Below are 17,722 nucleotides of genomic sequence, written 5' to 3'. Positions count from 1 at the left end.
TGCTCCTTAAAAAACTATATGGTCGGAGTGCTATCAACTGTGGGAGCGGGCTTGCCCGCGATGGCGGTGTGTCTGGCAACGGGATTGTTGGATGTGATGGCCTCATCGCGGGCAAGCCCGCTCCCACAGGTTCTTGTGTGTTCACCCCAGCGCGTTGCAGTGCCGGCATCGAGGCCGAACAGGTCGAGGACGCGGCCGAGGCTGTGATCGACCATCTGCGCCAGGTCTTGCGGGCGGGCGTAGAAGGCCGGAACGGGCGGGGCGATGATGCCGCCCATCTCGGTGACAGCCGTCATGTTGCGCAGGTGGGCGAGGGTCAGCGGGGTTTCCCGGGCCATCAGCACCAAGGTGCGACGCTCCTTGAGGGTGACGTCGGCGGCCCGGCCGATCAGGCCTGAAGAGGTGCCGGTGGCGATTTCCGCCAGGGTGCGCATGGAACAGGGCGCGACCACCATGCCCAGGCAGCGGAACGAACCGCTGGCGATCCCGGCGGCCACGTCGTCGGCGCGGTGGTAATGGCTGGCCAGCGCGGTGACGTCGGCCAGTTTGTAATCGGTTTCGTGGGCCATGGTCAGCAGCGCGGCGCGGCTGATGACCAAGTGGCTTTCAATGTCGAGCTCGGCGAGCAATTGCAGCAGGCGCACGCCGTAGATAAAACCCGACGCACCGCTGATGCCGACCACCATGCGCTGGCGGTTCATGATTGCTGGCCTGCGAGCAGTTGGCGGGCGCGCTCGAGCACGTCCTGGTCCAGCTGCGCCTTGATCCCGTCGAATCCCGAACCGCGGGTAGCGTCCAGGCCCATGCGCGAGGTGGTGCCGTCGACGGACGATGACGGGTCCAGCGGGCTGCCAGGCAAGCCATCAATGACGAAGATGTCCTGGTGCGGCTGGAAGTGCGTGGCCAGTGCCCACAGCACCTGACTGTCATCGCTGATGTCGATGTCGCTGTCCACCGCGATCACGGTTTTCAGGTACGGGTCCCAGCCGAGCAGGGCGAGCATGATCTGCCGCGCTTCGCCGTCGCGGCTTTGCTCCAGAGCCACGTAGCAATGGAAGTGTGTGCCTGAATTGGGGTAGTGCACGGCGGTGACGGCGGGGAAGCGCGCCTTGAGTTTCTCGCTCATTTCCGCTTCCCGGGGCAGGCGCGCCAGGGTCAGGTGTTCGGCGTAGCGGCCACCGACCACGTCCACCAGCCAGGCGTCCTTGCGCCGCATCAGGGTATCGACCCGCAGCACATTGTTGGTCGAGCGATCCGAGGAGTAGCCGCTGAACTCACCGAACGGACCTTCTTCGGCATAGGCCGCCGGATCGATCGCACCTTCCAGGACATACTCTGCGCTGGCCGGGACGCCGATGCCGTAGCGCGGGGTTTTTACCAGCTCCAGCGGTGCGCCGAACAAACCGCCCGCCACTGCTCGCTCATCGCTGCCGAATGGCAGCCGTGCCGCCGCCGCGAACATGAACAGCGGGTGTGCGCCGACCACCATCGCCACGCGCAATTCCTCGCCGCGCTCGCGGGCGGTCTGCAGCATGCGCCACAGATGGCCGCGTGAGTGCAGGCTGGTGGCGAGGGTTTGCCGGGTGTGGCGCATCGAGCGGTGGTAGCTCATGTTGGCGATGCCGCTGACCGGGTCTTCGGCAATGATGATCGCGTTGGTGATGTAGGGGCCGCGATCACTGGCGAAATGCTTGAGCATCGGCAGCAGCGCCAGGTCCACGGCTTCGCCTTCGAAGATCTCGTCCTGCACCGGGCCGGTTTCGACGTAGCGCGGGGCGATGGGGTGGTTGGCGCGTTGCTGGAAAGTCTCGTGCAATTGCGCCGGGGCAACGCCGAACATGCGGGCGATGCGGGTGCGGGAGGCGAACAGGTTGGTGGCCACCGGGGCGCCGAAGTGGCCGACTTTTTCGCAGATCAACAAGGGATCGCGGCCCTGGGAGGCGAGCGCATCGACCAGGGCGGTGACATCCTGATCGGCTGAAAGGGAATGCTGGACGCTGAGCACATCGTCCGGGTATTGCCGGCGATAGGCGTCTAGAAAATCGTGAAAATCCTGGGTATCGCCGAGCGTCGAGAGGGTCATGGTTTCACCTCGTGAAAAGCAGTGCTGTGCGTACCTGTAGGAGCGAGCCTGCTCGCGAAGAGGTCAGCCCATTCAAAATCAATGTGACTGATCGACCGCTATCGCGAGCAGGCTCACTCCTACAGGGGATATTGCATGTCGTTACAGGTAAGTGGTGGTCAGGCGAATGTCCGCCTCGGCCAGGTCCTTGGGTGGCGGCGTCGGTTCGATGCCGCACAAGCGGGCGATGTTGTTGCCCAGGTAATCCTCAAGATGGTCCTCGTCGATGCCCAGGCCCTGTGGCGCCGGCGAGCACAGCACCTCAAGCTCGCGCAGCCACATGCCCGGCTCGTTCGGCGGCGAGTCGGTGCCGAACACGATCTTGTTGCGTGGCAGGTCCTTGGCGAACTCGACGATCCGCGACTGGAAGCACCAGCCGGATTCGCAGTACACGTTCGGCGTGTCCATCGCCATCCAGAACGCTTCGAACGAGTAGTTGCCGCCGGTCTGGATGCCGAAGTGACCGATGATGAAATTGACCATCGGGAACTCGCGGATGATCGGGTAGAACATGGTCGGAATGGTGTACGGGCCGTCGCCGGTGTGGATCAGCACCACGATGTTGTACTTGGCACACACCTTCATCGCCGGGCGCAGCCAGTCCAGCGCCCGGTCCGGGCGATAACCGTGCATGTTGGCGTGCAGCTTGAGCATCTTGAAGCCGTATTCCTTGATGTGGAATTCCAGCTCCGCCGCACCGTTTTCCGGTCCCCAGCGCGGGTTGAAGTTGAAGTTGCCGATGAAACGGTCGGGGTACTTCACGCACAGCTCGGCGACGTAGGACATGTAGTCACGCACGCCTTCACGGCCACGGCGGTTGCCGTCGCGGTAGCCGGTGTTGCCCGGCGGTGGCTGGATGAACCCCATGTCGATGCGGCGCGGCTTGCCGTTGATCATGTACGGGCCGTCCATCAGCTTGAGCATGCGCTCGCCGGTGAAGGGTTCGCCGGTGTGGCGCCAGGCCTCGTCGACCAGGTTGGTGGGGTGCAGATGGGTATCGATGATCATCGGTTCAGCTCCTGGCCAGTTGCGTGGTGACGGGACGCTTGAGTTGCGCCTCTGCTTCGGAAACGGAGCGCGGCGGCGGTGTCGGTTCGAGGCCGATCATCCGGGCGGTGTTGTTGCCCAGGTACTCCTCGAGGGTGTCTTCGTCGAGGTTCAGGCCTTGCGGCGGTTCGTGGCACAACACTTCCAGCAGGCGCAGCCACATGCCCGGTTCGTTCGGCGGTGTATCGGTGCCGAAGAGGATCTTGTGGGTGGGCAAGACCTTGGCGAACTCGACGATCCGCGATTGCAGGCACCAGCCCGATTCGCAGTAGACGTTGGGCAACTCCATCGCCCATTGCATCGGCTCGAACACGTAGACCCCGCCGGTCTGCACGCCGAAGTGGGCCATGATGAAATCGACGTTGGGAAACTCCTTGATCATCGGCACCCATTCCGAGGGGATGCTGTAAGGCCCGTCGCCGGTGTGCAGCTTGACCGGGATACCCAGCTCGGCGCATTTCTCGAAGGCCGGGCGCACCCAGTCCAGGGCGCGGTCAGGACGGTAGGCGTGCATGTTGGCCTGCATCTGGACCATCTTGAAACCGTGTTCCTTGACGTAGCGCTCGATCGCCTCGACGCCGTTTTCCACGCCGCAGCGCGGGTTGTAGACGAAGCAACCGATGAAGCGATCGGGGTAGGTCTGGACCATTTTCAGCGTGTAGGCCATGTAGGCGTCGATGGATTCGCGCCCGCTGAGTTCACCGTCGGTCCAGGTGTAGATGGTGTTGCCCTGCGGCGGCTGGATGAAGGCTTTGTCGATGCGGCGAGGTTTGCCGTTGACCATGTACGGGCCATCCATCATCTGCAGCAGACGCTCGCCGGTGAACGGGTCACCGTCATGCCTCCAGGCGAGGTCCACCAGATCGGTGGGATAGCAACTGATATCGATGATCATTGAAGTCGATCTCCTGATAGCGGGTAAGGGAACCTTGCGGTTCGCTAGCAGCCACGTCCGGGCAATCGGCCATTTCTATGCGCAAAGACTCGCGCATTCCCTCGCCTGGTCGCATCCGGCTCGGGACGCTGGCTGCTTGGGGAGGAGTATTGGAAGGGGGTGTGGGATTCGTACAATATTAATTGGGCGAGGGGTTGATACGTGTTCGATATGGTTTCGTGTTGACTGGGCGGGCCTCATCGCCAGCAGGCTAGCTCCCACAGGGGAATGCATTCCACCTGTAGAAACGCAGTCAACTGTGGGAGCTAGCCTGCTGGCGATGGCGTCAGTGTTGTGTATGCAAAGCCAACTGCTTGACCGCCTCAACCACCGGCGCCACCCGCTCGGCTTGCCCCGGCGGCCACACGGCGTAGAGGTTGTAATGCGCCGCAATCTGCGCCTCGTTCAGCGCCACCAACCGACCGCTGCGCAACGCATCTGCCGCCAGCAAGCCACGCACCAGTCCCGCACCGACGCCGGCCTCGGCGGCGGCAATCAGGTTCGCCGCGTTATCAAACACCACCCGCGCCGCAGGCTCGACAGGAGGCATGCCCGCCGCATCCAGCCACGGAATCCACGACCGTCGCGTATACCCCAGCAACGGCAATTCCAGGATCTGCGCCGGGCTCAGCGGTAACTGCAAACCATGCCGCTCAAGCAATTCGGGCGAAGCCACCGCCATCACCCGATCGCCGCAAATCTGCGTCATCTCGCAGTCTTCCCAATCGCCATAACCGTAGCGCAAGGACAGGTCCACCCGTTCGAACGTGCTGCGGTCCGAGCGCGGCATCGACAGCAAAACCACCTCATGCTCGGGCAACAGATCGAGCAGTTGCGGCAGGCGCGGATTGAGCCAGCTCTGCGCCAGTTCGCTGTCCACATCGAGGGTGAGGCGTTGCGCCACGCTGCGGTTTTTCACTGAAGACAGCGCCCGGTCGATCTGCGCCAGTCCGTCGGACAGCACGCTGGCGAACAACTGCCCGGCGTCGGTCAGGTTGCTGCCGCCGCCTTCGCGTACGAAAAGCGGCTGGCCGATGAAGTCTTCCAGGGAGCGGATCTGCTGGCTGATGGCGCTGTGGGTCAGGTCCAGTTTGCGCGCGGCGCTGGAGAAGCTGCCGCTGCGGGCGGCCTGGATGAAAGCACTCATGGACTGTACTGACGGGTATCGCTTGTACATGCTGTTAGTCCTACTTACACAGGATGGCAGAAATCGTCGCTGGCCCGATTTTCCCAAGGCTCCCAATAATCGAGTACCAGGCCTGCACAAAGACGGGCCGCTCTCTTGGAGCCTGACAATGATCGAATTCACGGTAAACGGCGAACGACGCGAGCTGGTAGAGACATCGCCCTCCATGCCCTTGTTATGGGTGTTGCGTGACCATTTGAAACTCACCGGCACCCGCTTCGGTTGCGGCATGGGCCTGTGCGGCGCCTGCACCGTGCATCTGGACGGGGTCGCCGTCCGCTCCTGCCAATTGCCGGTGGCTGCCGTGGCGGGGCACAGCATTACCACCATCGAAGGCTTGTCGCCCACCGGGCAGCATCCGCTGCAACTGGCCTGGGTTGCCGAAGATGTGCCGCAATGCGGTTACTGTCAATCCGGTCAGATCATGTCTGCCGCCGCGTTGCTCAACACCGGTGCAGCAGTGACCGACGATTCGATCCGCAATGCCATGTCCGGCAACCTGTGCCGCTGCGGCACCTACGGGCGGATCAACAAGGCGATCAAGCGCGCGGCCAACGCGCCGAAGGAGGCGTGATGACGATCTCCCCAGTGGACCTCTCGCGGCGTGCGTTTCTCAAGCAAAGCGCCACCGCTGCCAGCGGCCTGGCCATCGCCTTTTACCTGCCCAGCGGTTTGTCTGCGACAGACCCCAAGGCCCCGACGCCGGCCGCTGACTTTGAACCCAACGCCTGGGTGCGCATCCTGCCCGACGGCACGGTGAAACTGGTGGTGCACAAGCACGATTCCGGCACCGGCACGCACACCGCGCTGGCCGCATGCGTGGCCGAGGAACTGGACGTCAACCCGATGACCGTGCAAGTGATCTCACCGGAAAACCCGTTCTTCGAGACCTACATTCACCCGATCTGGAAAGTCTTCTCCACCGGCGGCAGCACCAGCGTGTCGCTGGAGTACGAGCGCCTGCGCATGGCCGGGGCGACGGCGCGCACGCTGTTGCTGACGGCGGGCGCCCGGCAGTGGAAAGTCAGCCCCGACAGCTGCACCACCGAGGAGGGCCGCGTGGTGCATGCAGCGAGCCAGCGCAGCCTTGGTTACGGTGAGCTGGCCGCAATCGCCGCGCATCTGCCGACACCGGCCAAGGTCACGCTCAAGGACCCGGCGCAGTTCAAGTACATCGGCAAACTGCGGCACAAGCGCGATGCCCAGGCCAAGGTCTGCGGGCGCTTCACCTACAGTATCGACGTGGTGCTGCCGGGCATGCTGGTGGCGGTGATTCAACGCGCGCCGGTGGTGGGGGCGAGTGTCGTGTCAGTAAACAGCACGGCGGCGCTGCAGGTGCCGGGCGTGCGCAAGGTGATCAAGGTGCCGGGCCGTCCCGACGTGCTCGGCGGTAACGTCGAAGGCGTGGCGGTGTTGGCGGACCACTACTGGGCCGCGCATCAGGGCCGCGAGTTGCTCGAGGTGCAATGGAGCGACTCGCCGCTAGGCGGTTTCGACAGCGATGAACTATACAAGGCCCAGGCCGCGGCGCTGGCTGACAAAGGCGCGCAACGGGTGTCCGCGATGGCTGCCGGGGATGTGAACGGCCAATGGCCGAACGCCGCGAAACTGCTCGAAGCCGAGTACCGCATGCCCTACAAGGTGCAGAATCCGCTGGAGCCGATCTGCGTCACCGCACACGTCAAGGACAACGCCATCACATATTGGGGTGGCGTGCAGGTGCCTTCGTCGGCCCTGGAGGCGGCGCAAACCGTGTGCGGGATCGCCAAGGACAAGGTCACCATCAACGAGTTGGTGTCCGGTGGCAGCTTCGGCGCGCGGGAGGCCAAGTACTGGCTGTTCGAAGTGGCGTACCTGGCGCAGCAGGCCAGGGTGCCGGTGAAACTGATGAACAGTCGTGAAGACGAAATGCGTTCGTTGTTCATGCACCCGGCCACGCTCCACCGGGCCAAGGGCGCGCTGGACGCCCAGGGACGCCTGACGGCGTTGCAGCTGGAGGCCGTGTCACCGGCCTCGCCGGAGCAGTGGGAACCTGGCTACTTCGAACGCCCCGACAAAATGGACTACAGCACCACGGAAGCCATCACCGCATGGGATTTCGCCTATCGCCCGGCCAACCTCGACCTTTCCTGGGTCCGGCACGAAACCCGGGTGCCCAGCGGCTGGTATCGCTCAGTGAGCTTCATCCCCAACGTGTTCGCCGTGGAAAGCTTCATGGATGAGCTGGCCCATGGCGCCGGGCAAGACCCGCTGGCCATGCGCCTGGCCAACATGCAGGAGCGGCCACGGCACGTCGCGGTGCTCAAAAGCGCTGCCGAGCGTGCCGGTTGGGGCCAGCCCCTGCCTGAAGGCACGGCGTTGGGCATCGCCACCCACCAGGGCTACAGCAGTTTCATCGCGGTCGTTGCTCGGGTGTCGAAACAGGACGGGGCGATCAAGGTCGAGAACCTCACCTGCGTGGTCGATTGCGGTCTGGCGGTTTCCCCCGGCGGTGTCGAAGAACAGATCTACGGCGGCCTGATGTGGGGCCTGGGGCACGCCTTGTTCGATCGCCTGGACATCAAGCAGGGCAGGGTGGTGCAGAGCAACTTCCATGATTATCGGGTGGCGCGCATGTCGGACATGCCGGCGCTGGACATCCTGCTGGTCGAAGGTGATCCGGCCAAGCCCGGTGGCGTCGGTGAACTCGGCAGCCCAGCAGTGGCCCCGGCCATCGCCAACGCCCTGTTCAGCCTGACCGGCGTGCGCCAACGCTCGACGCCGTTGAACCTGGGTTAGGCATCATGGACTTGCGTCTGTTGCGCTATTTCATGGCGCTGGCCGAAGAGCTGCATTTCGGCCGGGCCGCCACCCGCTTGCACATCTGCCAGCCACCGCTGAGCCAGCAGATTCGTCTGCTGGAGGAGGAACTGGGCACGCCGCTGTTCGAGCGCAGTCATCACCGGGTCGAGTTGACCGCCGCCGGGCAAATGCTCAAGGAGCAGGCGCCGCTGGTGTTCGAACAGCTCAACCGTGCCCTCGACCTGACGCGGCAAACCGGCCGCGGCCAGTTGGGCGAGCTGGAAATCGGCATGATCAGTTCGGTGATGGTCGGAGTGTTGCCACGGGCCTTGCACCTGTTTCGCGAGCGTTATCCGCAGGTGTCCTGGCGCCTGCATGAGATGACGCCCGCGGCGCAGGTCAAGGCGCTGAAGGAGAAACGCATCGATGCCTGCGTGTTCCGGGTCGGCTATGACGACCCGCAGTTGCGCAATGAACTGCTGATCTACGAGCCGATCCGGGTGGTCATGCCTGCAGATCACCCGTTGGCCGCAAAGCCGCTGCTGGCGCCTGCGGATCTGGCGCCCGAGCCGTTCGTGGCGCTGGAGCTCAAGCAATCGCGGTTTGCCGATTTTCTCTACCAGTGCTGCATCCAGGCCGGATTCACGCCGCAGATCCGCCAGCAGGTGATCGAGGTGCAAACCTTGCTCAGCCTGGTCCGGGCCGGTTTCGGCGTGGCCTTGTTGCCGGCCTCCATCGAACAGCTGGCTCCGGCAGGCCTGGTGTTCCGGCGCCTGAGCCCGGCGTTACCGGAGGTGCCGTTGTACGCCACCTATCGTGCGGACGATGATTCGCCGGTGCTCAAGCTGTTTCTCGATACGTTGCGTGAGCTCGTCCTGCAAGACCGCAACAACTCTCCCCTGTAGGAGTTGCCGCAGGCTGCGATCTTTTGATCTTTAGCAATGATGCTGGCGCCGAAGATCAAAAGATCGCAGCCTGCGGCAGCTCCTACACCGGTTGCGTGCGCAGGTTGCACGATCATGAGCGCGTGTGGTCGGAAACTTCACAGGGTCACCCAACTTGTGGAGTCGCAATGAGCCAGGACGTCTTGACCAGGGAAACCAACCGCCGTCAGTTGCAGCAAATCATCGCCGGTCTGTCCGACGGCGTGATCCTGCTGGATCCCGACCAGAGCATCCTCTGGGCCAATGACGCGGCGCTGGCCATGCACGGCGTCGAGCAGATCGGCGAGTTGGGCAGCAACGCCAAGGCCTACACCAAACAATTCGCCCTGCGCTATCGCAATAACCACGTGGTACCGGCCGACAGCTATCCGATTAGCCGGTTGGCGCGCGGCGAGACCTTCAGTGATGTGCTGGTAGAGGTGACGAGCGAGGAGCGTACCTGGGTCCATCGCGTGCGCAGCCTGGTGCTGGCCGACAGCCGTGGTGAACCGGAGTCGCTGGTGCTGATCATGGACGATGTCACCGACTGGGCCAGCGCCGAGCAGCGCTTCGAGAAAACCTTCGCCGCCAACCCGGCACCGGCCGTCATCTGCCGCCTAAGTGATTTGCGCTACATCAAGGTCAACCCCGGGTTTCTGGAAATGACCGGTTATGCCCGCGACCAGGTGATCGGCACCTCGACCTATGAGCTGGACGTGCTGGAACAGGCGGAAAACAAGGAACTGGCCAAGCAGCGCCTGCGCGAAGGCGCGACCATTACGCAGATGCAGGCCCAGTTGCGCCTGGCTGACGGTGGCAGCAAGCAAGTGATCGTCGCCGGCCAGCCCCTTGAACTCAATGACGAGGCCTGCATGCTGTTTTCCTTCGTCGACATGGAGCCCCGGCACAAGGCCGAAGTTGCCCTGCGCCAGAGTGAGGAGCGGTTTGCCAAGGCCTTTCGCCTGACGCCAGTGCCGACCCTGGTGTGCAGCGCCAGCGATCAGGTGGTGATGGATGTGAATGATGCGTTTCTCATTACCCTCGCGTACTCGCTCGAAGAAGTGGTCGGAAAAACCATCGCCGAGATCGATTTCTTTCATGACAAAGGCGCACGGACACGGCTCTTCACCGCACTGGAGAAAACCGCACGCCTGGACCGTGTTGACGTACGTGTGCGCGGCAAAGATAACCAACTGATCGATTGCGCCGTCAGCGCCGATACCGTGAACATTCAGGACAGCCCCTGCTACCTGCTGGTGATGATGGACATCACCGAGCGCAAACGCACCGAGCTTGAGTTGGTGTCGGCCATTGAAGAGGTGATGAAGGATGCCTCCTGGTTCAGTCGCACGCTGATCGAAAAACTGGCTAACGTGAAGAACGTCAATGCGCCGCAGTTGCCCAGTGTGTCCTTTACCGACCTGACCGCCCGGGAGCGCGACGTGCTGGAGTTGATCTGTGAAGGCCTGGCGGACAAGGAAATCGCCACGCGCCTGAAGCTGTCGACGAACACCGTGCGCAACCACGTCGCCACGGTCTATTCCAAACTCGATGTGCATAGCCGCAGCGAGGCGATTGTCTGGGCGCGCGAGCGTGGGTTGTTTTCCAGTGCATGGCGCCCCAAGGGGCAACGGTAAGGTGCAAATGCACCAGGCCATGGGGTGCAAATTCACGTTCTGGCAGGCAGGTGGCAAACCTTAGGCTAAGAGCGGGCGAATGACGTTTTGTGATCACTTGCCCGCCTCTGGTCGCTAAAGGAACAGCCATGCACGATGAACGCTCTACCCACAATGTGACTTGCCGTAGTGGGTTTTCGCGATGATCCACGTATCCCAGCTGCGCACGCAGCTTGAGCGGACCTTTTCGCCCCTGGCCTGCGAGTGCAATGTCAGCGGCGATCATTCGTTGACCATCAAGCTCTACCATCCCGTGTCAGGGCAAGTCGATCTGGTGGTCAGCGGGTTGAATGTGGCCATGCTGCAGTCCGCTGAAGCGGTGGCCTCGCTCATCGAAGAACTGCGCTATGAGTTGCAGTGCAACAGCCTGCAACGCCCGGACCCGGTGGTGTAGGAATTGCCAGGTTTGGCACGCCAGGACCAATGAATACGCGAGAAAAAAGTACAAAAGTGATTTTTCTGCAACCGCGCCGTGAACTTTACGGCGGTGTTGTGTTGTCACACCCATGTGTACTTCTTTTTGCGCGGGTCATCCTATGAAAAGTCTTGGGAAACGCCTTTTTACACCTGTTGCCCTTTGTGCCTTGATTCTCGGCGGCTGTTCCAGTCCGCCGCCACCGCCACCTGCTGCGCCACCACCGCCACCTGAAACCACCTGCCAGACCTCCGATAACACTCAGGTCATGGGCGAAATGCGGGCGGAAGGGCAGGTGACACGAGAAACCACCGTGACGCGGTGTGTGACTCAGTAAGCAAATCCTGTAGGAGCGAGCCTGCTCGCGAAAAACGTTAACGATGACGCGTGGTGCCTGACAGCCCGCGGCGCCCCGACGTCCATCGCGAGCAGGCTCGCTCCTACAAGGAGTGGGGGCACATCAAATCAGGAGAGGAAACCGCCATCCACGTTCAGGGAAACGCCGGTGGTGTAGCTCGATGCGTCGCTCGCCAGGTACAGCACGGCGCCGGCCATCTCGCTCGGATCTGCCACACGCTTGAGCGGGATCTGTTGCAGCGCAGTGTTCAGGATCGCCTCGTTCTTCACCAGCGCCGAAGCGAACTTGGTGTCGGTCAGGCCCGGCAGCAGGGCGTTGCAGCGGATGTTGAACTGCGCGCATTCCTTGGCGAATACCTTGGTCATGTTGATCACGGCCGCCTTGGTCACCGAGTAGATACCCTGGAAGATCCCCGGAGAGACGCCGTTGATCGATGCGACGTTGATGATGCTGCCGCCGCCGTTTTCGCGCATCAGCTTGCCGGCTTCCACCGACATGAAGAAGTAGCCGCGGATGTTGACGTCGACGGTTTTCTGGAAGGCGCTGAGGTCGGTGTCCAGGACGTTGCAGAATTGCGGGTTGGTCGCGGCGTTGTTGACCAGGATGTCCAGGCGCCCGAACTGTTCCTTGATGCCGGCGAAGACCTGGCTGATCTGTTCCATCTCGCCGATGTGGCAGGCGATAGCGGTGGCTTTGCCGCCAGCGGCAATGATCGCGTCGGCCACGTGCTGGCAGCCCTCGAGTTTGCGGCTCGAGACGATCACGTGGGCGCCTTGCTGGGCCAGCAGTTTGGCGATGGCTTCACCGATGCCGCGGCTGGCGCCGGAGACGAAAGCGATCTTGCCGTCGAGGTCGAACAACTGAGTCTTGGACATGATTTTTCCTTGTTATGGAGCCGAAATCGCCTTTATAGGAGCCAGGCTTGCCGGCGAAGGCGTACCTGAGGCCGCCTTCGCCGGCAAGCCGGGCTCCTACAGGTTCGTGTAGGTATCAGAGGCTGGATTTGTCGATGACCTGCAAGCTCATCTGCTCCAGCAGTTTGTTCATGTGAATGAACTGCGCGAAGCGTTTGTCCTGGGTCTGGCCATGGTAGAAGCGGTAGTAGATCTGCTGCACGATACCGGCCAGGCGGAACAGGCCGTAGGTGTAGTAGAAGTCGAAATTGTCGATTTCGATGCCTGAACGCTGGGCGTAATAGTCGACGAATTCGCGGCGGGTGAGCATGCCCGGTGCGTGGCTGGGCTGACGGCGCATCAGTTGTACCGGCGCCGGGTCACTGGCTTCGATCCAGTAGGCGAGGGTGTTGCCCAGGTCCATCAACGGGTCGCCCAGGGTAGTCAGTTCCCAGTCGAGCACGCCGATGATTTGCATCGGGTTGTTCGGGTCGAGGATGACGTTGTCGAAGCGGTAGTCGTTGTGCACGATGCTGGAGGTCGGGTGATCGGCCGGCATCTTGTCGTTGAGCCAGGCTTTCACCGCTTCCCACCGCGGCGCGTCGGGGGTCAGGGCTTTCTCGTAGCGGTCGCTCCAGCCCTTGATCTGCCGCGCTACGTAGCCTTCAGGCTTGCCGAGGTCACCCAGGCCGTAGGCGTTGTAGTCGACACGGTGCAGTTCGACGAACTTGTCGATGAAACTCTTGCACAGGGCTTCGGTTTTCGCCGAGTCCAGCCCCAGCTCGGGGGGCAGTTCGGAACGCAGGATGATGCCGTTGACGCGCTCCATCACATAGAACTCGGCGCCGATCACCGCTTCGTCCGTACAGTGCACGTAGGCCTTCGGGCAATACGGAAAGCCGTCGCGCAGTTGATTGAGGATGCGGAATTCGCGGCCCATGTCATGGGCGGACTTGGCCTTGTGGCCGAACGGCGGGCGACGCAGGACGAACTCCTGCTCAGGGTACTCCAGCAAATAGGTGAGGTTGGACGCACCGCCCGGGAACTGGCTGATCCGTGGCAAGCCGCTCAAGCCCGGAATGTGGGACTTGAGGTAGGGATCGATCAGGCTGGCATCGAGTTCTTCGCCGGTGCGGGTGCGGGTGGATTGGTCAGTAAGCGTCATGCTTATCCCTTCTGCTTATTCTGGAGGCCTGAAACTATTGGCTAATCTAATGCGCACACCCGGCACCCACAACCTCGAATCCCCCTTATAGGTGAGCGTGTTGCCGGGCAATCATTGCTTTTGATACACCTGTTTGAATTGTCTTACTGGACGGCTTGGGTAATGTCCTTCGGCAGTTCGATGGGGGTCAACACCGGCTGGCCGGAGAAAAACGCCACCAGGTTGCGTCCCACCAGTTCCACGGTGCCCTGGGTGGCCTCGGGGGAGAGTCCGGCCACGTGCGGGCTCAAGATGACGTTCGCCAGGACCTTGAGCGCATCCGGCACCTTGGGTTCGGCATCGAAGACATCCAGCGCGGCACCGGCGATCCGTCGTTGCTCAAGCGCGGTAATCAGGTCGGCGGTGACCACCACGCTGGCACGGGCGATGTTGACGAAAAAACCGTTGGGCCCCAGGGCCTCGAGTACCTGGCGGTTGATCAGGTGCTTGGTGCCCAGGCCCCCGGGGGTGGCAGCGATCAGGAAGTCCGAGGCACGGGCCAGTTCGGTGGGCGTCGAGCAGAACTTGTAGGGCACATCGCTGCGGTGCTGGCGGTTGTGGTAACTCACCGTCATGTCGAAGCCCGCGGCGGCCCGTTTGGCGATGGCCATGCCGACCGCACCGAGGCCGAGAATGCCCAGGCGCTTGCCGGCCAGGGAAGGGCGCATGATTTTTGGCCACTCACCCCGGCGTACGGCGGCATCGCAGCGGGGGACGTCGCGCACCAGCGACAGCAGCAGCGCCATGGCATGGTCGGCCACCGAGGAGGCGTTGACGCCGGCGCCATTGGTGACGGTGATGCCCCGGTCGGCGGCGGCTTGCAGGTCGACCTGCTCAAAGCCCGCGCCAATCACGCAGATGATCTTGAGGTTGGGCAGGACGGCGATTTCATCGGCATAGAGACCCAGCGGGCCGCGGGTCAGGACGGCATCGATCTGGCCGCTGTGGCGGATGATGGCCTCGGCGCGCTCGGCGGGCGTGGGCGCCAAAATCAGGTGAAAGCCCTGATGTTCGAGAATGGGCAGGTAATCATTGATGGTTTCAACCAGTACCAGAACGGTTGCAGGCATGCTTTGCTCCTGTGGGCAGCGGACAGTCGGGCTCGAACGTCGGTCGAGAGTGCTGGTTGCGAACCAATTTGGCAATCTCACTGTCTTCGTTCCTCAGTGTAGGAGCTGGCGAAGCCTGCGATCTTTTAAAGCCACGGAATATTTTTGATGCCAGCGAATTTTCAGGCCGGGGCAGGGGGCTCTGTCAGGAAGGTCTGGGCCGCCTCAAGGATTTCCTCCGACAGGGCGTCGCCCCGGGTGGCCCGCGCCAGGGTCAGCGCGCCGACCATCAGTGAATACTGCACCAGCGCCTGCTGTCGCTTTTCGGCGGCATCGTCCGAGTCCATCAGTTCGCCCAGGGCATCGAGGAGCCGGTTCAGGCCGGCCATGAACGGCTCGCGCAAGCCGCTGTCGGCGTGTTCGTGGCACATGTCGCCGGCAAAGGCCACCACCGGGCAGCTTTCACCGGGGTTGTCGCGGCTGTAGACCGACAGGTACGGTTTGATCAGGGCCTGGCGCGCCGCCGCTTTATCGTCGCCTTGGGTGATTCGTTCGCGCCAGCGCGTACCCACCTCCTTGAAGGCCCGCTCGCTGGCCTCCCTGGCCAGCGCTTCCTTGGACTGGAAGTGACCATAGAAACCACCATGGGTCAGGCCTGCCGCCGCCATCACGTCGACGACGCTGATCCCGTGCAGGCCGCGTTCGCGAAACAACCGTGTGGCGGCCTCGACGATGATTTCGCGGTTGAGGTCGGCTTGTTTGCGGGAAACGCGGGGCATGGGCGGCTCACAGGTCAATAAGTTGGCGATCAGAGGGCGTATTGGGCAATGCCATTGCCGAACGACCAGTTCTCTTTCTTCACTTCCACCAGATTAATGAAAACATCCTCCAGGCGCACGGCCAGCTGCGTGTTGAGGCTTTCGACGATGGTCTTGTAGAGCAGCTTTTTCTGCTCCAGGGTTCGGCCTTCGCTCAGGGTGATCTGGATAACCACCAGATTGTTGGTGCGCGGGATGCCCAGGTACTGGGGATCGAAGATGAAATGCTGTTCGTCATGTTCGGCGAGGATCTGGAAGTTATCGTTCTCCGGTACACCAATCGCGCTGCGCAGGGCGGCGTAGATCAGTTGTCCGACGCGTTTGGCGTAGGTGGGGTCCTGCTGTTTCTTGAGGTCGACGCGAACCAGTGGCATGGGATGACTCCAGAGGGTTGACAGGTTCTTTAAAAATACATGATGAACGACCTTTATCAATGCTGAATTGGCGATTACCGATGAGTTGATGCAAATCCATGTGGGAGCGAGCCTGCTCGCGATAGCGATGTATCAGCCAATGCGGGTGTTGAATCTGCCGCCGTCATCGCGAGCAGGCTCGCTCCCACAGGGTTGTGCATCGTTCGAAATTTCCTCAATTGGTACCACCGTTCCTCACCTAAGTCTTTGCTTCTGTTCACTAATCCTCCAGAATCGCGCCCCTGTTTCGGCCAGGGCGCTGCCTGTCGGGTATTCCGACGCGTCCCGGCCGGGTGGCAAGTGACCGGAATGTGGAGATCCCACCGGATGAATGATCAGGCCAATAGCGTTAACGAACGCTTTGTAGCAGCGACACCCGCAACTCTTTCGAGCTGGAATCGCCAGGACACCACCTGGATGCTGGGCTTGTTTGGTACGGCGATTGGCGCGGGAACCCTGTTTTTACCGATCAACGCAGGCCTGGGCGGCTTCTGGCCGCTGCTGATCCTGACATTGCTGGCGTTCCCGATGACGTTCTACGCACACCGCGGCCTGACCCGCTTTGTGCTGTCCGGCCGTGAAGGCGCGGACATCACCGAGGTGGTGGAAGAGCATTTCGGCCTCAAGGCCGGTGCGTTGATCACCTTGCTGTACTTCTTCGCGATCTTCCCGATCCTGTTGATCTACAGCGTGGCGCTGACCAACACCGTGGGCAGCTTCCTCGAGCATCAACTGCACATCATGCCGCCACCGCGCGCCGTGCTGTCGCTAGTGCTGATCCTCGGCCTGCTGGCGGTGGTGCGTTGTGGTGAGCAACTGATCGTCAAGGCCATGAGCCTGATGGTTTACCCGTTCATCGTCGCCCTGCTGTTTCTGGCGGTGTACCTGATTCCGCACTGGAACGGCGGCATCCTGGCTACCGCCAGCGATGTACCGGCGCCGTCGGCGTTGCTGCACACCCTGTGGCTGGCGATTCCGGTGATGGTTTTTTCGTTCAACCACTCGCCGATCATCTCGGCGTTCGCCGTGGACCAGAAGCGTCGTTACGGCGAGCACGCCGAGGAGCGCAGTTCGCAGATCCTGTCCCGCGCCCACTTGCTGATGGTGGTGATGGTGCTGTTCTTCGTCTTCAGTTGCGTGCTGACCCTGTCGCCGGCACAACTGGCCGAGGCAAAGGCACAGAACCTGTCGATCCTGTCGTACCTGGCCAACCACTTCAGCAACCCGACCATCGCCTTCGCGGCGCCGTTGATTGCCTTCGTGGCCATCTCCAAGTCGTTCCTGGGGCACTACATCGGTGCAAGCGAAGGCCTCAAGGGCCTGATCGTCAAGAGCGGCAAGCGTCCGGCAGCCAAGACCCTGGACCGCATCGTCGCGGCGTTCATGCTGGTGGTGTGCTGGATCGTCGCCACGCTGAACCCGAGCATCCTCGGCATGATCGAAACCCTGGGTGGCCCGGTGATCGCGGCGATCCTGTTCCTGATGCCGATGTACGCGATCCGCAAGGTGCCGGCGATGGCGCGCTATCGTGGCCAGGCGTCGAACGTGTTTGTGGTGGCGGTAGGCCTGGTGGCTATCTCGGCGTTGATCTATTCGCTGAGTGCCTGATACCCCAGGCATGCACTAAACCTTGTGGGAGCGAGCCTGCTCGCGAATACGGCAGCACATCCAGCATTGATGTGCCTGATACACCGCATTCGCGAGCAGGCTCGCTCCCACATTGGTTTGTGTAGTGTTCAGTTAAGAAGGGGCATAAAAAAACGCCGCTCATCTCACGATGGGCGGCGTTTTTTATTGCTGTGTAACGTTAGGCTTGAACGACCGGGATGTTGGCGTTCGCAGCAGCTTCACGGAACTCGGCGATCTGGTCGAAGGACAGGTAGCGGTAGACATCGGCCGCCAT

17 protein-coding genes are annotated in these 17,722 nt (G+C 62.1%); 6 read left to right on the top strand and 11 right to left on the bottom strand.

Annotated elements, in window-relative coordinates:
* Positions 1-14: 14 nt before the first annotated feature.
* The 5 genes from PMI35_RS17205 to PMI35_RS17225 form a co-directional block, all read right to left on the bottom strand.
* Positions 15-701: a UbiX family flavin prenyltransferase gene (locus PMI35_RS17205; protein ID WP_008059306.1), complete on the bottom strand. Its 687-nt coding sequence runs from the start codon at positions 699-701 to the stop codon at positions 15-17.
* Positions 698-2,083 carry a UbiD family decarboxylase gene (locus tag PMI35_RS17210; protein WP_008059305.1) on the bottom strand — a complete coding sequence of 462 codons (1,386 nt, stop codon included), beginning with the start codon at positions 2,081-2,083 and terminating at the stop codon, positions 698-700. Before PMI35_RS17210 ends, PMI35_RS17205 begins: the two co-directional genes overlap by 4 nt.
* A 141-nt stretch (positions 2,084-2,224) precedes the next feature.
* Entirely contained in the window at positions 2,225-3,130 is a 906-nt protein-coding gene (locus tag PMI35_RS17215) for an amidohydrolase family protein (protein ID WP_008059304.1), read from the bottom strand.
* 4 nt (positions 3,131-3,134) lie between these two features.
* Entirely contained in the window at positions 3,135-4,064 is a 930-nt protein-coding gene (locus PMI35_RS17220; protein WP_008059303.1) for an amidohydrolase family protein, read from the bottom strand.
* A gap of 325 nt (positions 4,065-4,389) precedes the next feature.
* On the bottom strand, positions 4,390-5,280 hold the full coding sequence (locus PMI35_RS17225; RefSeq protein WP_008059302.1) for a LysR substrate-binding domain-containing protein: 891 nt from the start codon (positions 5,278-5,280) through the stop codon (positions 4,390-4,392).
* A gap of 118 nt (positions 5,281-5,398) precedes the next feature.
* Between PMI35_RS17225 and PMI35_RS17230 the strand changes: the two genes are divergently transcribed.
* The 5 genes from PMI35_RS17230 to PMI35_RS17250 all read left to right on the top strand — a co-directional run bounded on the left by PMI35_RS17230 (position 5,399) and on the right by PMI35_RS17250 (position 11,063).
* Positions 5,399-5,863: a (2Fe-2S)-binding protein gene (locus PMI35_RS17230; protein ID WP_008059301.1), complete on the top strand. Its 465-nt coding sequence runs from the start codon at positions 5,399-5,401 to the stop codon at positions 5,861-5,863.
* Positions 5,863-8,067, top strand: coding sequence for a xanthine dehydrogenase family protein molybdopterin-binding subunit (locus PMI35_RS17235; protein ID WP_008059300.1), 2,205 nt, complete (start codon positions 5,863-5,865; stop codon positions 8,065-8,067). Before PMI35_RS17230 ends, PMI35_RS17235 begins: the two co-directional genes overlap by 1 nt.
* Positions 8,068-8,072: 5 nt before the next feature.
* The gene (locus PMI35_RS17240) at positions 8,073-8,975 is read left to right on the top strand and encodes a LysR substrate-binding domain-containing protein (protein ID WP_008059299.1); all 903 of its coding nucleotides are present in this window, start codon (positions 8,073-8,075) and stop codon (positions 8,973-8,975) included.
* A gap of 167 nt (positions 8,976-9,142) precedes the next feature.
* Positions 9,143-10,630, top strand: coding sequence for a helix-turn-helix transcriptional regulator (locus PMI35_RS17245; protein ID WP_008059298.1), 1,488 nt, complete (start codon positions 9,143-9,145; stop codon positions 10,628-10,630).
* 181 nt (positions 10,631-10,811) lie between these two features.
* Entirely contained in the window at positions 10,812-11,063 is a 252-nt protein-coding gene (locus PMI35_RS17250) for a DUF1652 domain-containing protein (protein ID WP_008059297.1), read from the top strand.
* A 486-nt stretch (positions 11,064-11,549) separates the two neighbouring features.
* Here PMI35_RS17250 and PMI35_RS17255 read toward each other — a convergent pair whose 3' ends face one another.
* The 5 genes from PMI35_RS17255 to PMI35_RS17275 form a co-directional block, all read right to left on the bottom strand.
* Positions 11,550-12,317 (bottom strand): SDR family oxidoreductase, encoded by a 768-nt coding sequence (locus PMI35_RS17255; protein ID WP_008059296.1) that lies wholly within the window; start codon positions 12,315-12,317, stop codon positions 11,550-11,552.
* Positions 12,318-12,432: 115 nt separating this feature from the next.
* Positions 12,433-13,500, bottom strand: a complete 1,068-nt coding sequence (locus PMI35_RS17260; protein WP_008059295.1) for a phosphotransferase family protein — start codon at positions 13,498-13,500, stop codon at positions 12,433-12,435.
* Between the two features lie 143 nt (positions 13,501-13,643).
* Positions 13,644-14,609 (bottom strand): 2-hydroxyacid dehydrogenase, encoded by a 966-nt coding sequence (locus tag PMI35_RS17265; RefSeq protein ID WP_008059294.1) that lies wholly within the window; start codon positions 14,607-14,609, stop codon positions 13,644-13,646.
* Between the two features lie 161 nt (positions 14,610-14,770).
* Positions 14,771-15,367, bottom strand: a complete 597-nt coding sequence (locus tag PMI35_RS17270; RefSeq protein ID WP_008059293.1) for a TetR/AcrR family transcriptional regulator — start codon at positions 15,365-15,367, stop codon at positions 14,771-14,773.
* Positions 15,368-15,396: 29 nt separating this feature from the next.
* Positions 15,397-15,780 (bottom strand): tautomerase family protein, encoded by a 384-nt coding sequence (locus PMI35_RS17275; protein WP_008059292.1) that lies wholly within the window; start codon positions 15,778-15,780, stop codon positions 15,397-15,399.
* Positions 15,781-16,146: 366 nt separating this feature from the next.
* On the opposite strand from PMI35_RS17275, the gene PMI35_RS17280 reads away from it, so the two are divergent.
* On the top strand, positions 16,147-17,427 hold the full coding sequence (locus tag PMI35_RS17280) for a serine/threonine transporter (protein WP_008059291.1): 1,281 nt from the start codon (positions 16,147-16,149) through the stop codon (positions 17,425-17,427).
* Between the two features lie 199 nt (positions 17,428-17,626).
* Here the strand turns inward: PMI35_RS17280 and PMI35_RS35900 are convergent.
* Positions 17,627-17,722: hypothetical protein (locus PMI35_RS35900; RefSeq protein WP_008059290.1), on the bottom strand; the 96-nt coding region annotated here is incomplete at its 5' end.

This window comes from Pseudomonas sp. GM78 (assembly GCF_000282475.1).
In the GTDB taxonomy this organism is placed as follows: Bacteria; Pseudomonadota; Gammaproteobacteria; order Pseudomonadales; family Pseudomonadaceae; genus Aquipseudomonas.
This window is presented reverse-complemented; position numbering and strand designations above follow the sequence as displayed.

Coding starts and splice junctions, on each gene's coding strand:
- PMI35_RS17205 (WP_008059306.1), bottom strand. CDS start 701: ATGAACCGCCAGCGCATGGTGGTCGGCATCAGCGGTGCGTCGGGTTTT.
- PMI35_RS17210 (WP_008059305.1), bottom strand. CDS start 2,083: ATGACCCTCTCGACGCTCGGCGATACCCAGGATTTTCACGATTTTCTA.
- PMI35_RS17215 (WP_008059304.1), bottom strand. CDS start 3,130: ATGATCATCGATACCCATCTGCACCCCACCAACCTGGTCGACGAGGCC.
- PMI35_RS17220 (WP_008059303.1), bottom strand. CDS start 4,064: ATGATCATCGATATCAGTTGCTATCCCACCGATCTGGTGGACCTCGCC.
- PMI35_RS17225 (WP_008059302.1), bottom strand. CDS start 5,280: ATGTACAAGCGATACCCGTCAGTACAGTCCATGAGTGCTTTCATCCAG.
- PMI35_RS17230 (WP_008059301.1), top strand. CDS start 5,399: ATGATCGAATTCACGGTAAACGGCGAACGACGCGAGCTGGTAGAGACA.
- PMI35_RS17235 (WP_008059300.1), top strand. CDS start 5,863: ATGACGATCTCCCCAGTGGACCTCTCGCGGCGTGCGTTTCTCAAGCAA.
- PMI35_RS17240 (WP_008059299.1), top strand. CDS start 8,073: ATGGACTTGCGTCTGTTGCGCTATTTCATGGCGCTGGCCGAAGAGCTG.
- PMI35_RS17245 (WP_008059298.1), top strand. CDS start 9,143: ATGAGCCAGGACGTCTTGACCAGGGAAACCAACCGCCGTCAGTTGCAG.
- PMI35_RS17250 (WP_008059297.1), top strand. CDS start 10,812: ATGATCCACGTATCCCAGCTGCGCACGCAGCTTGAGCGGACCTTTTCG.
- PMI35_RS17255 (WP_008059296.1), bottom strand. CDS start 12,317: ATGTCCAAGACTCAGTTGTTCGACCTCGACGGCAAGATCGCTTTCGTC.
- PMI35_RS17260 (WP_008059295.1), bottom strand. CDS start 13,500: ATGACGCTTACTGACCAATCCACCCGCACCCGCACCGGCGAAGAACTC.
- PMI35_RS17265 (WP_008059294.1), bottom strand. CDS start 14,609: ATGCCTGCAACCGTTCTGGTACTGGTTGAAACCATCAATGATTACCTG.
- PMI35_RS17270 (WP_008059293.1), bottom strand. CDS start 15,367: ATGCCCCGCGTTTCCCGCAAACAAGCCGACCTCAACCGCGAAATCATC.
- PMI35_RS17275 (WP_008059292.1), bottom strand. CDS start 15,780: ATGCCACTGGTTCGCGTCGACCTCAAGAAACAGCAGGACCCCACCTAC.
- PMI35_RS17280 (WP_008059291.1), top strand. CDS start 16,147: ATGAATGATCAGGCCAATAGCGTTAACGAACGCTTTGTAGCAGCGACA.